Source organism: Microbacterium sp. NPDC080005, assembly GCF_040702445.1.
Taxonomy (GTDB): domain Bacteria; phylum Actinomycetota; class Actinomycetes; order Actinomycetales; family Microbacteriaceae; genus Microbacterium; species Microbacterium oleivorans_D.
In genome coordinates this window covers 1,376,298-1,390,921 of sequence record NZ_JBFBLD010000001.1, presented here as the reverse complement: position 1 = coordinate 1,390,921, position 14,624 = coordinate 1,376,298, and the positions used below count along the sequence as shown (strand labels likewise).

The window sequence follows — 14,624 nt, the reverse complement described above, 5'->3', positions numbered from 1 at the left end:
CCGCGCGCGCCGAGCGCGGGCACACTTGTCACGTGACCCTTCTGGATCTCCCCGGCGCCCCTGCGGATCCGCGCCCTCGCGTGCCGCGGTGGGTGCGGGAGACTCTCATCGCGGTCGTCATCGCAGGGCTCGCGTTCGCGCAGCCGCCGATTCCCGAGTTCCAGTCGTCCGGACCCGCCGCGACGGCGCTGATGATCGCGCCGATCGTCGTCCTGCCGTGGCGGCACCGGCGTCCCATCCCGGTCCTGGTCGCCGTCCTCGTCCTGTTCGGCGCGGTCTCCGTCGCGGGGACGCTGTCGATCGGCGTCGCGGTCGCGGTCGGCGTCGCGATGTTCCAGGTGGCCTATCGCTATCAGCGCTCGAAGGTGTTCCTCATCGGTGCGTGCGTCGCGGTGCTGATCATGGTCCTCGCATTGCCGGCGGCCGTGGCGGGCGTGATCGACCCCCGGATATTCCAGTTCGGGCTCATCGTCGCCTTCGCGACGGCGGCCGGCAGCGGCGCTCGCGCACGACACGCGTACATCACTGCGATCACCGATCGAGCAGAGCGAGCGGAGCGCACCCGCGAAGCCGAGGCGCGGCGCCGGGTGAGCGAGGAGCGCCTCCGCATAGCCCGCGACCTCCACGACACCGTGGCGCACCAGATCGCGGTCATCAGCCTGCACGCGGGCGTAGCGTCGTCCGCGATCGACGCGCATCCCGAGAAGGCGAAGGAGTCCCTGGTCACCATCCGCGAGGCGTCGCGGACAGTGCTCAGCGAGATCGGCGACCTGCTGTCGATGCTGCGATCCGAGGACGCTGATGACGCGACACCGGCGCCCCCGGCAGGGCTCGATCGGCTCGACGAGCTCGCGGCGCAGTTCGCGGCATCCGGTCTCGATGTCACCACCCGGATCGACGGAGACCCCGCCCGGGTGACCGGCGCGGTCGACCTCGTCGCCTATCGCCTCGCGCAGGAAGGGCTCACCAACGCGCACAAGCACGGTTCGGGAGACCGCGCGCACGTTCTCGTCGAGGTCGGGGAGGACGCCCTCGTCGTCACCGTCACCAACCCGAGGCACGAGTCATCGGCGCAGGACGGGATCGGCGGATCCGGACTCGGACTGGTCGGGTTGCGGGAACGGGTCGCCGCCGTCCGCGGATCGGTGTCGGCGGGGCCGGTACCGGGCGGCTGGCGGCTCAGCGCCCGATTGCCGCTCGTGAAGGAGGACGCATGACGACCGTGCTCGTCGTCGACGACCAGCCCCTCGTCCGTCAAGCGGTCACGGACATCCTGGCGGCAGCGGACGACATCGAGGTGATCGGCTCCGCCGCCGACGGGCAGGAAGCGCTCCTCGCCGCGACCCGGGATCGTCCCGACGTCGTCGTCATGGACATCCGGATGCCGGTGCTCGACGGGATCGCGGCGACCGCGGCGATCTGCGCCGTTGCCGAGCTGTCGGCCACCCGAGTGCTCATCCTCACGACCTTCGAAGAGGACGAGTACCTCGTCGCCGCGCTTCGCGCCGGGGCCAGCGGTTTCGTCGGGAAGGGCGCGGAGCCGCAGGAGATCGTCCGCGCCGTCCGCGCCGTCCATGCCGGCGACGCGCTCCTGTCGCCGGTCGCGACGAGGGCGTTGATCGGCCGGTTCGTCGCGACCCCGCAGCTGAAGCTGACGCCCTCGGTGAGCCTCGAGCAGCTCACCGAACGCGAGCGCGAGGTGCTGTTGATGGTGGCTCGCGGCCGGTCGAACCAGGAGATCGCCGACGACCTCTTCATCTCGCCGCACACGGCCAAGACTCATGTGAATCGCATCATGGCCAAGGTTCACGCGCACGACCGGGCGCAGCTCGTCATCCTCGCCTACGAATCGGGACTCCTCACCGCGGGATCGTGAGTCGTCTCGCCTCGCGTCCCGCCTCAGCCCACCGGCCGGACCTGCGACATGAGTGCCAGCGGACGGCCCTCCGGGTCCGCGAAGAACACCATCCACTCCTCGAGCCCGTCTTCGTGCCGGTGGATCAGGTGCGGCTCGTCCGTGAAGGCGACCCCGCGCGTCGTCAGCGCACGATGTGTGTCGCGGATGTCGTCGACGCGGAAGTAGAGGACCGATTCGCCCGACGGTCCCGCCCCCTCATCCGTCGCCGTCAGGAAGAGACGGATGCCGCCGGCGTCGAAGAACGCCAGATCACCGTAGGTGTAGAGGTGCGGCAGGCCGAGGACGTCGCGGTACCATCTGACCGCCGTCTCGATGTCAGTCACCCGACGCGAGATCTGGCCGAGTGGGCCGACCGCTCCGGGGGTGGGAGAGCTCTCCGTCATGGCCACATCCTCGCGGTGTCGCCGGCGCGGATGCAATGCCCTCTCTCACGCCACCCTGCGGGGACGACGACCTCTAGGCTCTTCCGGTGGGCATCGGTGAGTGGGTCGCGCCGCGGCGGCTGGGGCGGGACTTCCGCTGGCTGCTCGCGTCGTCGTGGACGAGCAACGTCGGCGACGGCATCGCGCTCGCTGCAGCACCCCTTCTGATCGCGTCGATGACGGACTCTCCCATCCTGGTCGCCGCCGGGGCGGTCCTGCAGTTCCTCCCGTGGCTGCTCTTCGGGTTGCATGCGGGCGCGATCGCCGACCGGCTCGACCGGCGGCTGCTGATCATGATCGCCAACGGCGCGCGGGCCCTCGTCCTCGTGGCGCTGTGCGGCTTCCTCCTGACGGGTGTCGCGAGCATCTGGCTCGTATTGACCGTCGCATTCCTCTACGGGTGCGCGGAGGTGTTCGTCGACACCACCAGCAGCACCCTCCTGCCGATGATGGTCCGCAAGTCGGACCTCGGCGTCGGGAACGCCCGCCTGCAGGCGGGCTTCCTGGTGGCGAACCAGTTCGGCGGCCCACCGCTCGGTGCGTTCCTCTTCGCGGTCGGGTCCTTCTGGCCGTTCGCCGTCCAGGCGCTGTGCGTCGCGCTCGCCGTCGTCCTCATCTCGCGGATCACCGCGACACCGGTGCCGAAGACGGCGGCCGATTCTCCGCGGACACCCGTCCACACCGACATCGCCGTCGGCATCCGCTGGCTGTGGCGCAACCCGCCCGTGCGGACCCTCGTCCTCATCATCCTCACCTTCAACGTCACCTGGGCGGCGCCGTGGGGCGTCCTCGTCCTCTACGCCACGGATCACCTCGGCATGGGTCCCGTCGGGTACGGTGCGCTCACGACGGCGTCCGCCGTGGGCGGACTGCTCGCCACGTTCTCGTTCGGGTGGCTCGAGAGACGGTTCTCCTTCGCGACCCTCATGCGCGTCTGCCTCAGCGCCGAGGTGGCGATGCATCTCGCCTTCGCGCTGACGACGTCGGGTGCGGTCGCCTTCGTCATCATGATCGCCTTCGGCGCTTATGCCTTCGTGTGGGGCACGATCTCCACCACCGTCCGACAGCGTCTCGTCCCGCACGAACTCCAGGGTCGGATCGCATCGGTGAACATGGTGGGCGTCTTCGGCGGGCTCGTGATCGGCCAAGCGCTCGGCGGCGTCATCGCCCAGATCGGCGGACTCACCGCCCCATGGTGGTTCGCCTTCGTGGGGGCCGCGGTCACCCTGGTGCTCGTGTGGCGACCGATCAGTCACATCGCGGCAGCGCGGATCGACGACGAGACGGATGCCGCGGGCTGAGCGATCGCGTGGCCCGTGGCATCCGGGCGATCAGAGGTCGGCGACGCGGATGAGGACCTTCCCGACGGTCGCCGCCTCGACGGCGTCGTGGGCGGCCGCGGTCTGCTCGAGCGGGAACCATGTCAACGGCAGGCCGTGCTCCTCGCCCACCGGCAGCGCATGGTCCTCGAGTGCGCGCGTGATGTCGGCGACCGCAGCGTCCAGAGCGGGCTCCCCGACGGTGTAGAGGAGGACGCCCTGCACCCGGATGTTCTTCGCGAACGTCGGGCGGATGGGCATGCTGAAGGTGTCGCCGTTGTCATCGGCGTAGAACGCGATGACGGCGTGGCCGGCCGCGACCTCTGCGTCGAGGGCGGCGTTGGTGGCCAGCGACACCTCGACGATCTGATCCACGCCGTCGGGGGCGACCTCCCGCACCTTGGCCGCGACGTCGCCCTGCGTGTAGTCGATGGTGTGGTGCGCGCCGGCGGCGCGGGCGAGCTCCGCCTTGGCGTCCGAGCTCACGGTCGTGATCACCGTGGCGCCGGCCCATCGGGCGAGTTGGATCGCGGCGTGGCCGACGGCGCCGGCACCACCCGCGACGAGCACGGTGCGCCCGACGAGAGCGCCCGGCGCCAGACGCGCAGGCCCGTCCTCGTGCACGGTGAGCGCGCGGTGGGCCGTGACGGCGGGCACGCCGAGACTGGCCGCGGTCGCGAAGTCGATGCCGTCGGGCAGGCGGATCGCCCGCGATGCCGGCACCACCGTGTACTCCTGAGCGGTCCCCGTCGGGCGCTGGTGCTGCGCGAGATGCACCCACACCCTGTCGCCGACGGCCAGGTCGTCGACCCCGTCGCCGAGGGCGTCGACGATGCCGGCTCCGTCCTGGTTCGGGACCGTCTCGACGAAGGATCCGCGCGTCGTGCCGCCGGACCGGGACTTCCAGTCGGTCGGGTTCACGCCCGAGACGGCGATGCGCACACGCACCTCGTCGGGGCCGGGGGTCGCGACCTCACGGTCGACGAGGGACAGGACGTCGGATGCGCCCGGGGAGCTGTAGACGATCGCCTTCATACCGATCCCAACCGCCTCCTCCGGCTGAGCATTCCGGACCGGGGGATTGCCAGGCGGGGTGTGACAAAGTCGGGGGAGCGGTATGAGCTTCGTGCCGCGTGCAGGAAAGGGGGCCTCGTGCCCACCTGGCTCGAACACCTCTGTCATACGCTCATCGGCCGGACGCGATCGCACGACGATCTTCCCGACCTCCGAGTGCTCCCCACATCCCGCGAGGATGTCGCTCGCACCTTTTATGTCGTCGACGACCCGGAACGCCGGTCCCGCGACGACCGGCTCTACGTCCTCCGCGTCGGACGCGGAGACGGCAGCCGCGCCCACGACGTCGCCGTCCATTCCCATGGCCGCGTCATCGGCTTCCTCTCGAAGGGCTCGGCAGCGATGCTCGCCGAACCGCTCGCCCGCCTCGGCGGCGCGGCAATCGTCAACGGTGCGGGGCCTCGCCCGGGCACGACCAGGCTGCGGGTCGATCTGCCGACGGCCGAGGCGATGCGATCCCTCGCGTCGCGCAGCGGACGCTCCGCCCGCTGATCGCCGCCACCGGGCTGCCTCTGAGAGGCTTTCGGTGTGATCGAGACGCTTGTCGGCCTGGTGGTCGCTCTCCTCGTGGTCGCGCTGACCACTGTCGTCGGCCGCTGGGCGGGCATCGCCGCGCCGATCCTGATGGTCGGCGTCGGTGTCGGCGGCAGCTTCCTCCCGATGTTCGACGACTTCGTCCTCGACCCGGAGTGGATCCTTCTCGGCATCCTCCCGCCGCTGCTCTACTCCGCAGCGGTCTCGATGCCGGCGATGCACTTCCGGCGCGAGTTCGGCGCGATCGCCGGACTCTCGGTCTTCCTCGTCATCGGCACCGCGCTCGTGCTCGGCCTGTTCTTCATGCTCGTGATCCCGGATCTGGGGTTCGCCTGGGGCGTCGCGCTCGGCGCGATCGTGAGCCCGACAGACGCCGTCGCGACGGCGATCATCAAACGCACGCCCGTGTCCAAGCGGGTGATCGCGATCCTGGAGGGCGAGAGTCTGCTCAACGACGCCACCGCGCTCGTGCTGCTGCGCACCGCCGTCGCCGCCGCGGCGGCATCCTTCTCCTTCTGGGGCGCGGTGGGGACCTTCGCCTACTCGGTCATCGTCGCCGTCCTCATCGGCGCGGCACTCGGGTGGCTGAACCTGACGGTCCGTCGGCGGGCCACCGATCCGACGGTCAACACCGTGCTCTCGTTCACGGTGCCGTTCCTCGCGGCGATCCCTGCGGAGCTGCTCGGCGCCTCGGGTCTCGTCGCCGCCGTCGTCGCGGGCATCATCACGGGGGTCGGCGGTCCTCGCGTGTTCTCGGCGCGCAATCGGCTCTCGGACGCGCAGAACTGGCGGACGGTCGAGCTGATCCTCGAGGGGTTCGTCTTCCTGTTCATGGGGCTGCAGCTGACCTCGATCCTCTCGGACGTCGAGAGGGCGCATGAGGGCATCGCCCCCGCCCTGTTGATCGCCGCCGGAGCCTGGCTCCTGACGGTGGTCGCGCGCGCGGCGTACGTCGCGCCGCTGCTCGCACTGCTCTCGATGAGCGCCCGCCGCATGCGCCGTCTGCAGCCGCGGCTCGAGACGATCGCGCAACGCCTCGAGAGCGAGGAGGGCGAGGCGCAGCTCGTCGACGCGTTCGCCCGCCGTGGGCGTCGGGTCTCGCGGGGCACCGTCCGCAGATTCGGACCGCGCGTGACCCGGGGCCTCGCCGACATCCGCTACTTCCAGGAGGCGCCGCTCGGCTGGCGGGAGGGCGCGCTCGTGGTCTGGGCGGGCATGCGCGGAGCGATCACCCTGGCTGCGGCGCAGACGCTGCCCGAGGACACCCCGCTGCGGTCCGTCCTCATCCTCATCGCCTTCGCCGTCGCCGTCGTCTCCCTCGTCGGACAGGGCGCGTCGGTCGCACCGCTCGTGGCTGCGCTCACGCCGGCCGCGTCCGCGGACGAGACGCGCGAGCGCGAAGGGGAGGAGCGTCGGCACATCCTCGAGCTTCTGCGTGAGAGCGCGGCCTCCGTCCCCGCGCCCGAGCGTCCCGCGGATGCCGATCGGGCGCGCATCTTCGAGATCGAGAGCGCGCATCGCCTCGCGGTCATCGACGCGCAGCGACGCGCTCTCCTCGATGCGCGCGACACGGGGACCTTCGACGCCGACGTGCTCGCGCACGAACTCGCCGTGGTCGACGCCGCGCAGATCGCGATCGAACTGCGCACCGGTCGCATCTGACGCCGTCAGCGCCCGAGGGTCCGCGCGATGTCCTCCACGTCCCCTTCGTCGTTGAACACGTGCAGTGCGACGCGGGCATTGCCTGCCCTGCTCGACGCGACGATCCCCGCGGCGCGCAGTCGGGCGATATCGTCGCCGCCTTCGTCGCGCCAGGTGACGATGGGTGTCGCCCGCGACGGAGCGGGCAGATCGAGACGGCGTCGGAGGGCTTCGGCGAGCTCGGTCACCTCGTCGTGCAGTGCCCGCGGATCGGCGTCCGCGAACAGAGCGAGCGCGGGCTCCGCGCCGACGAACGCCTGCCAGGCCGGCGAGACGTCGAACCGTCGGGCGGATGCCGCCAGCGTCGCGTCCGTGCCGTAGCACGATGCCCACGGATCTGCGCCCGCGTACCACCCCGCCTGACGCGGACCGATCGAGCCGGCGAAGTCCTCGCGGATCGCGAGGAACGCGACCCCGCGAGGCGCGCACAGCCATTTGTAGGCGTGGCACACCAGCGCATCGAAGGCGCCGGCGGACACCGGCATCCATCCGATCGCCTGCGTCGCGTCGCAGAGGGTGCGCGCATTCCGGCGGCGGGCCGCAGCGACGATCGCGTCCGCATCCGCGACCGCACCCGTCGCGGACTGCACGATCGAGAACGCCACGAGCGTCGTCTCGTCGTCCACCGCGTCGGCGAGCGCATCGAGGGGTGCGGTGCGCACCGTGATGCCGCGACCGGCGTGGACGAAGGGGAGGACGAGGGAGGAGAACTCGCCGTCCGGGCACAGCACGACCGCGCCGTCGGGGAGCGACGCCGCGATGAGGCTCACCATCGCCGAGGTCTGCGCGCCGAGGGCGACGGCGGCGGGGTCGACCCCGACCAGTTGCGCGAACGAGGAGCGGCAGCGCTCGGCGCTCGTCGCGTAGCGGATCGGATCCGGCCATGCCTCGAGATCCGCCCGAACGGCGTCCCGCGTCGCGAAGGGCGGGATGCCGGCGGTGCAGGCCGCGACGTATCCACGGGAGTCGGGGAACGCCGAGCGGACGGTCGCGGGGGAGAGGGCCATGACTCCATGGTCCTGGCGGATGATCGAGTGCACCACGGCAGGTATTGCATCGAATGCATGACATCGCGTTATATATCGACATGCCACAGCCCGTTCCGGACCTCTCCGTCGCCGAGTTGCGCATCGTCAAGGCCGTCGGTGACACGGGATCCGTGACCGCCGCAGCGACCGCACTCGGCTACAGTCAACCCGCCGTCAGCCAGCAGATCCGCCGGCTCGAGAGCCGGCTGGGGATGGCGGTCGTCGAGCGGGTGGGGCGACGGATGCGGCTCACCGAGGCGGGCCGCATCCTCGCCCGTCATGCCACGTCGATCACGACGGCGCTCGGCGCGGTGGCCGGCGAGCTCGCCGACCTCGGCGGAGGAAGGATCGGCACCGTCCGCCTGGTCGGCTTCCCCTCCGCCTCGCCGACCGTCCTGCCGCGCCTCATGCGTCGCCTCGCCGACACCGATCCGGGCCTCTCGCTCACGTACGTCGAGGCGGAGCCGCCCGAGGCGGTCTCGGCCGTCCGCGCCGACCGTGCCGACATCGCCCTCACCTTCAGCCACCCCGGCGACGGCACCGACGCGCACGGCGACAGCATCCGCGGGCTGGAGGCCCGACGCATCGGTGCGGAGGACCTGCTCCTCGTGCTGCCGGACGGACACGCGCGCAGCGCCGAGGACGTCGTCGACCTCAGTGCTCTCGCCGACGACGAGTGGATCGCCGGCTGCCCGCGGTGCCGCAGTCACCTGCTGGATTCGTGCTCGCGAGCGGGATTCGTCCCCCGCATCCGCTTCGAGACCGACAACGTCGCCGCCGTCGAACAGCTCGTCGCGCAGGGAGTGGGGGTCGCGACGCTGCCGCGTCTCGCGGTCGCCTCCTTCCCCCTCGTGGCGGGGGTGATCACCCGTCCGCTGTCGTCGGGGGACCGGCGCGAGCTCCACGCCGTGTCCGCGCGAGGGGCCGCCCGGGTGCCCGCCGTCGCCACCGTCCTCCGGCACCTCGCGGACACCGTCAGAGAGATGACGGATGCGGACCCCGCGGCCGCGCGGGCGAAGTAGTGTGAGCCCCATGCACCAGCGCCCCCTCGCCGCCACCGGCCGTTCCGTCTCCAGCATCGGCCTCGGGACCTGGCAGCTCGGCGCCGACTGGGGGGACGTCTCCGAATCCCAGGCGCTCGATGTCCTCGCCGCCTCCGTCGAGGCGGGCGTGACGCTCTTCGACACCGCCGATGTCTACGGCGACGGTCGGAGCGAGAGCCTCATCGGCCGCTTCCTGGCGGCGCACCCGGGACACGGTGTGACCGTCGCCACGAAGATGGGTCGGCGTGTTCCGCAGGAGCCCGAGAACTACACGCCGGACCACTTCCGCGCGTGGACGGACCGCTCGCGGGAGAACCTCGGAGTCGACACGCTCGACCTGGTGCAGCTGCACTGTCCGCCGTCCGCTGTCATCGACGCAGATGAGACGTACGACGCGCTCGACGCCCTCGTCGACAGCGGCGCGATAGCGGCGTACGGCGTCTCCGTCGAGACCTGCGCACAGGCGCTCTCGGCGATCGCGCGGCCCGGGGTGAGCAACGTGCAGATCATCTTCAACCCCTTCCGTCTGAAGCCCCTCGACGAGGTCCTCCCGGCCGCGGAGGCGGCCGGTGTCGCGATCTTCGCCCGCGTGCCCCTCGCGTCGGGACTGCTCAGCGGGCGGTACACGGCCTCCACGTCCTTCGCCGCGAACGACCACCGCACGTTCAACCGTCACGGCGAGGCGTTCGATCGAGGGGAGACCTTCTCGGGTGTCGACTTCGAGACCGGGCTCGTCGCGGCGGAGGAGCTGAGCGCGGCTCTGCCCGACGGCGTGTCGCTGCCCGCGGCATCCCTCGCCTGGATCGCGTCCCGCCCCGGTGTCACCTCCGTCATCCCCGGTGCCCGCACGACGGCGCAGGCTCGAAGCAACGCCGAGGCCGGATCGACCGACCCCGCCGTGCTCGAGACGTTCGCAGCCGCCGTCGTCGACGTGTACGACCGTCGGCTGCGGGAGGACATCCACCCCCAGTGGTGACCGGGGTGGGGATGCCGCGCGCCGCCGTGCGGGCGACATCGCTACCGTGAGGGCATGATCGTCGAGACCGCCGGGGTGCTCTTCCGCTGGGAGGCGCGGAGGGACGACTGGTACTTCGTGCCACTCTCCTCGGAGGCGAGCGAGGACATCCGCGACGTGCCGAGACCCGGTCGAGGTTTCGGATCGGTCCCCGTGCAGGTGACGGTCGGCTCGTCCTCGTGGCGGACGTCGATCTTCCCCGACGCGGCCCGGGGCGTGTACGTGCTGCCCCTCAAACGGTCGGTGCGGGAGCGCGAGGGGATCTCCGAGGGGGACACCGTGAAGGCGCGGCTCGACGTGCTGGAGGGCTGAGTCCGTGCTGGCGCCCTTCGCCGGGGTGACGGGCCCGGTCGCGATCACGGCCGTCGCGCTCGCCTTCGCGTGGCTCGCCGTCGCCTCGACGACGCTCGCCGTCATCGACGCTCGCACGCACCGTCTGCCGAACGCCTGGGTCCTTCCCGGTTATCCGGTCCTCGGCGGACTGCTTCTCGTCGCGTGCCTGGCCGGCGCACCCTGGACATCGCTCGTGCGCGCGGCGATCGGAGGGGTCGTGCTCTTCGTGTTCTATGCCGTCCTCCGCGCAGCCGGTGGCGGGATGGGCGGGGGAGACGTCAAGCTCGCCGGCGTCCTCGGAATGGCGCTCGGATGGACGGGGTGGCCCGCGCTCGCCGTGGGGGCGCTCGCGGGTTTCGTCTTCGGCGGCCTCTACGGCACCATCCTCCTCGCGACGCGACGTGCTCATCGTCGTACCGCGGTCGCGTTCGGACCGTGGATGCTGCTGGGCGCGTGGACCGGCATCGTCTTCGGCGCGGAGACGGCAACCGGGCTCGGGGTCTGACGCAGTCGATGCCAGATCCGCGGGCCCGGCGCAAGGGGACCCTGGTCGAGGTCACCTCGTCGCTAGCGTGAGGGAATGGCCGACAGCACGAAGACCCCGCTCGTCCCGCGCCTGATCGCCCGTGCGCTGTCGTGGCGGATCGTCCGGGCCTACCTCCGGTACAGCGAGCATCGGGGGCCGCTCCTCGCCGACAGCGTGACCTACCGCACGCTGTTCAGCGTGTTCGCGGGCGTCCTGCTCGGCTTCTCGGTCGCCGCCCTCTGGCTCGCCGGCAATCCGCAGGCGTGGCAGGGCCTCATCGACGCGGTGGACGGGGTCATCCCCGGACTCGTGGGCGAGGGCGGCGTCATCGACACCAAGGATCTCGGTCAGCCGATCGCGTTCTCGCTGACCGGCGTGTTCTCCCTCATCGGCCTCGTGATGGCGGCGATCGGTGCCATCGGGTCGCTGCGCACCTCGCTGCGGATCATCGCCGACAAGGTCCACGACGACACGCTCTTCTTCATCGTCCTCGCCCGCAACCTCCTCCTCGCCATCATCATCGGCGCGGGGCTGGCCGCCGCGGCGGTCGCGACGATCGTCGGCACCGCCGGCGTCGGCCTGGTCGCCGATGTCGTGGGCGTGTCCGCAGACAGCCCCGTGACCGTCGCCGTGAGCGCCGCGGTCGGCATCCTCGTGACGTTCCTGCTCGACACGGCCATGGTCGCGCTCCTGTTCCGCGCGCTCTCCGGCATCCGTCCTCCCGCGCGGGCGCTGTGGACCGGAGCGCTGATCGGCGGTTTCGGCTTGACCGTCCTGCAGCAGCTCTCGAGCCTGTTCGTCGGCGGCGCGGGCTCCAACCCGCTGCTCGCGACCTTCGCCGCCCTCATCGCCCTGCTGCTGTGGATCAACCTCTCGTGCCAGGTGATCCTCATCGCGTCCGCCTACATCGTCGCGGCGACGCTCGAGAGCGAGGACCGCGTGCGCCGCGTGCACGGGGCGACGACGCTCGTCGAGCGCCGCGTGCAGACCGCCGAAGACCAGATGCAGGCGGCCGCTGACGAGCTGCAGGCGGCCCGGGACGCCCTCGCCGCCGAACGGGCGAAGGACTGACACGCCGCTCCTTCGTCACCGCCTCGTCACCGCTGTGTGAACTCTGCCGCATCGACTCGATGCGGCACGGCCATGGTGTGTACCGTCGTACCGTGAAGAACCCGCGACTTCAGCCGAGCCACCCGATCGCCCTCGCGCCGGTGCAGTCACCGGAGCCGACCGTCGACGGCTTCGTGACGCAGTACCTCCGCAACCTCAACAACGGACGCGGCGTGGCGCTGTCGACCTCGACGGCCAACGACCGGTACTTCGCCCTCGCCGCGACCGTCCGTGACTACCTGATGGCCCGCTGGCTGGAGGACGTCCGTCGGCAACGCTCGACCCAGGCCAAGGGTGTCGCCTACCTCTCCGCGGAGTACCTCCTCGGCCGGCAGCTCGACAACAACCTCCTCGCCACCGGGCTCAACGACATCGCGGCAGAGGCCCTCGTCGCGTGCGGCCTCGACCTGGAGGACGTCCGCGCGCTCGAGGTCGAGCCCGGTCTCGGCAACGGCGGTCTCGGCCGGCTCGCGGCCTGCTTCATCGATTCGCTCGCGACGCTCGGCGTGCCGAGCATCGGGTACGGCATCCGCTACGAGTACGGCATCTTCCGGCAGACCTTCGTCGACGGTCAGCAGGTCGAGCAGGCCGACTCGTGGCTCGCCCTCGGCTCGCCGTGGGAGTTCCCGCACCCCGAGGCGGCGCAGACCATCTCGTTCGGCGGCCACACCGAGACGTACGACGACGAGGGCGTCGCGCGCACGCGATGGGTGCCGGCCTGGAACGTCCTGGCGGTCCCGTACAACTACATGGTCCCGGGGTACCACAACGGGCGCGTCAACACGCTGCGTCTGTGGAGCGCGCAGGCGACGCAGGGCTTCGACCTCCGCGTCTTCAATGCGGGCGATTACCAGGAGGCCGTGCGCGCCCAGACCTACGCCGAGAACATCTCGAAGGTGCTCTACCCCGAGGACTCCACGCCGCAGGGCAAGGAGCTGCGGCTGCAGCAGCAGTACTTCTTCGTCGCGGCATCCATCAGCGACTTCGTGAACCTCATCCTGCCGAAGGACTTCGACCTCGAGAAGCTCCCCGAGCGGGTCATCTTCCAGCTCAACGACACCCATCCCGTCATCGGCGTCCCCGAGCTGATGCGGGTGCTCGTCGACGAGCGCAAGCTCGAATGGGATGTCGCCTGGCAGATCACGCAGCAGTGCTTCGCCTATACCTGCCACACGCTGTTGCCCGAAGCGCTCGAGGTCTGGCCGGCCGACCTGCTGGGCCGCCTGCTGCCTCGGCACCTCGAGATCATCTACCGCATCAACGACGAGTTCCTCGAAGAGGTTCGCGAGCGCTTCGGCGACGACGACGACCGGATCCGGCGGATGTCCATCATCTCGCCCGACGGCTCCGTGCGGATGGCCTTCCTGGCCACGGTCGCCGGGTCCAAGGTCAACGGCGTCGCAGAGCTGCACTCGCAGCTGCTGCGCGAGAAGGTGCTGCCCGACTTCGACGAGTTCTACTCGGGCAAGTTCACGAACGTCACGAACGGGGTCACCCCGCGCCGCTTCATCCGACTCGCGAACCCCGGCCTCTCGCGTCTCATCACCGACACGATCGGTCCCGGCTGGCTCACCGACCTCGACCGCCTCCGCGAACTCGAGGACTACGCCGACGACGCGGGTTTCCGTTCCGCCTTCCGCGCCGTGAAGGCGTCCAACAAGCGGGTGCTCGCAAAGACCCTGGCCGAGCGTGACGGGTTCACCGTGGCCGACGATCACTTGCTCGACGTCATGGTCAAGCGGCTCCACGAGTACAAGCGCCAGACGCTCAAGCTCCTCCACATCATCACCGAGTACGACGCGATCGCCTCGGGTCGGGTCACCCCCGACCAGGTGACGCCGCGCACCTTCGTGTTCGGGGCGAAGGCGGCCCCCGGCTACGCGATGGCCAAGCGCATCATCCACCTCATCAACGCCGTGGGCTCGGTCGTCAACTCCGACCCGCGTGTGGAGGGCCGTCTCGCCGTCCTCTTCCCGCCGAACTACAACGTGACGCTCGCGGAGCGGGTCGTCCCGGCGGCCGACCTCTCGGAGCAGATCTCCCTCGCGGGCAAGGAGGCGTCCGGCACGGGGAACATGAAGTTCGCCCTCAACGGCGCACTCACGATCGGGACGGACGACGGCGCGAACGTCGAGATCCGCGAGCTCGTCGGTGACGAGAACTTCTTCCTGTTCGGCATGTCCGAGCCCGAGGTCGCCGACCTGCAGGCGCGCGGTTACCACCCGATCGACTTCGTCCGCGCGGACGAGAACCTGTCGCGGGCGCTCGACCTCATCTCGTCGGGGGCGTTCTCGGGGGGAGACGCATCGGTGTTCGAACCGGTCGTGTCCAACCTGATCCACCATGACCCGTTCATGGCCCTCGCGGACTACACCGACTACGTCGCGGCGCAGAAGCGGGTCGACGCCCTCTACGCGGACCAGGATGCCTGGACGCGGGCCGCGATCCTCAACGTCGCGCGATGCGGGTTCTTCTCGTCCGACCGGTCCATGCGCGATTACATCGACCGCATCTGGCACACGCCGCCGCTCGTCTGACGGGCGCGGATATCACCGCGCCGGCGGGCTGACAAGGCGCGACGGAGCCGGTGGGGTGCCGGGT

14 protein-coding genes are annotated in these 14,624 nt (G+C 70.7%); 11 read left to right on the top strand and 3 right to left on the bottom strand.

Features of this window, described 5'->3' with window-relative positions; genetic code table 11:
• Nucleotides 1–32: 32 nt before the first annotated feature.
• Nucleotides 33–1,217 carry a histidine kinase gene (locus AB0259_RS06775; protein ID WP_366219933.1) on the top strand — a complete coding sequence of 395 codons (1,185 nt, stop codon included), beginning with the start codon at nt 33–35 and terminating at the stop codon, nt 1,215–1,217.
• The gene (locus AB0259_RS06770; protein ID WP_366219935.1) at nt 1,214–1,876 is read left to right on the top strand and encodes a response regulator transcription factor; all 663 of its coding nucleotides are present in this window, start codon (nt 1,214–1,216) and stop codon (nt 1,874–1,876) included. Before AB0259_RS06775 ends, AB0259_RS06770 begins: the two co-directional genes overlap by 4 nt.
• 23 nt (nt 1,877–1,899) lie before the next feature.
• On the opposite strand, the gene AB0259_RS06765 is transcribed toward AB0259_RS06770, so the two are convergent.
• Nucleotides 1,900–2,301: a VOC family protein gene (locus AB0259_RS06765; protein WP_251580455.1), complete on the bottom strand. Its 402-nt coding sequence runs from the start codon at nt 2,299–2,301 to the stop codon at nt 1,900–1,902.
• An 86-nt stretch (nt 2,302–2,387) separates the two neighbouring features.
• Here AB0259_RS06765 and AB0259_RS06760 point away from each other — a divergent pair, with 86 nt between their 5' ends.
• Nucleotides 2,388–3,641 carry an MFS transporter gene (locus AB0259_RS06760; protein WP_366219937.1) on the top strand — a complete coding sequence of 418 codons (1,254 nt, stop codon included), beginning with the start codon at nt 2,388–2,390 and terminating at the stop codon, nt 3,639–3,641.
• A 30-nt stretch (nt 3,642–3,671) separates the two neighbouring features.
• Here AB0259_RS06760 and AB0259_RS06755 read toward each other — a convergent pair whose 3' ends face one another.
• Nucleotides 3,672–4,694, bottom strand: coding sequence for an NADPH:quinone reductase (locus AB0259_RS06755; protein WP_366219939.1), 1,023 nt, complete (start codon nt 4,692–4,694; stop codon nt 3,672–3,674).
• 117 nt (nt 4,695–4,811) lie between these two features.
• Here AB0259_RS06755 and AB0259_RS06750 point away from each other — a divergent pair, with 117 nt between their 5' ends.
• On the top strand, nt 4,812–5,225 hold the full coding sequence (locus AB0259_RS06750) for a hypothetical protein (protein ID WP_366219941.1): 414 nt from the start codon (nt 4,812–4,814) through the stop codon (nt 5,223–5,225).
• A 36-nt stretch (nt 5,226–5,261) separates the two neighbouring features.
• A complete protein-coding gene (locus AB0259_RS06745; RefSeq protein WP_366219943.1) occupies nt 5,262–6,929 on the top strand; it encodes a sodium:proton antiporter in 1,668 nt (555 codons plus the stop codon).
• Between the two features lie 5 nt (nt 6,930–6,934).
• Here AB0259_RS06745 and AB0259_RS06740 read toward each other — a convergent pair whose 3' ends face one another.
• The gene (locus AB0259_RS06740) at nt 6,935–7,975 is read right to left on the bottom strand and encodes an aminotransferase class V-fold PLP-dependent enzyme (RefSeq protein ID WP_366219945.1); all 1,041 of its coding nucleotides are present in this window, start codon (nt 7,973–7,975) and stop codon (nt 6,935–6,937) included.
• Nucleotides 7,976–8,055: 80 nt separating this feature from the next.
• Here AB0259_RS06740 and AB0259_RS06735 point away from each other — a divergent pair, with 80 nt between their 5' ends.
• The 6 genes from AB0259_RS06735 to AB0259_RS06710 all read left to right on the top strand — a co-directional run bounded on the left by AB0259_RS06735 (nt 8,056) and on the right by AB0259_RS06710 (nt 14,560).
• Nucleotides 8,056–9,018, top strand: a complete 963-nt coding sequence (locus tag AB0259_RS06735) for a LysR family transcriptional regulator (protein ID WP_366219947.1) — start codon at nt 8,056–8,058, stop codon at nt 9,016–9,018.
• Between the two features lie 10 nt (nt 9,019–9,028).
• Entirely contained in the window at nt 9,029–10,015 is a 987-nt protein-coding gene (locus AB0259_RS06730) for an aldo/keto reductase (protein ID WP_366219948.1), read from the top strand.
• A 54-nt stretch (nt 10,016–10,069) separates the two neighbouring features.
• Nucleotides 10,070–10,366, top strand: a complete 297-nt coding sequence (locus AB0259_RS06725; protein WP_366219950.1) for a DUF1905 domain-containing protein — start codon at nt 10,070–10,072, stop codon at nt 10,364–10,366.
• 4 nt (nt 10,367–10,370) lie between these two features.
• Nucleotides 10,371–10,892: an A24 family peptidase gene (locus AB0259_RS06720; protein ID WP_366219952.1), complete on the top strand. Its 522-nt coding sequence runs from the start codon at nt 10,371–10,373 to the stop codon at nt 10,890–10,892.
• A gap of 75 nt (nt 10,893–10,967) precedes the next feature.
• Complete coding sequence (locus AB0259_RS06715; protein WP_366219954.1) at nt 10,968–11,984, top strand: YihY/virulence factor BrkB family protein; 1,017 nt, start codon at nt 10,968–10,970, stop codon at nt 11,982–11,984.
• Between the two features lie 59 nt (nt 11,985–12,043).
• Nucleotides 12,044–14,560, top strand: coding sequence for a glycogen/starch/alpha-glucan phosphorylase (locus tag AB0259_RS06710; RefSeq protein ID WP_366219955.1), 2,517 nt, complete (start codon nt 12,044–12,046; stop codon nt 14,558–14,560).
• The last annotated feature ends 64 nt before the right edge of the window (nt 14,561–14,624 follow it).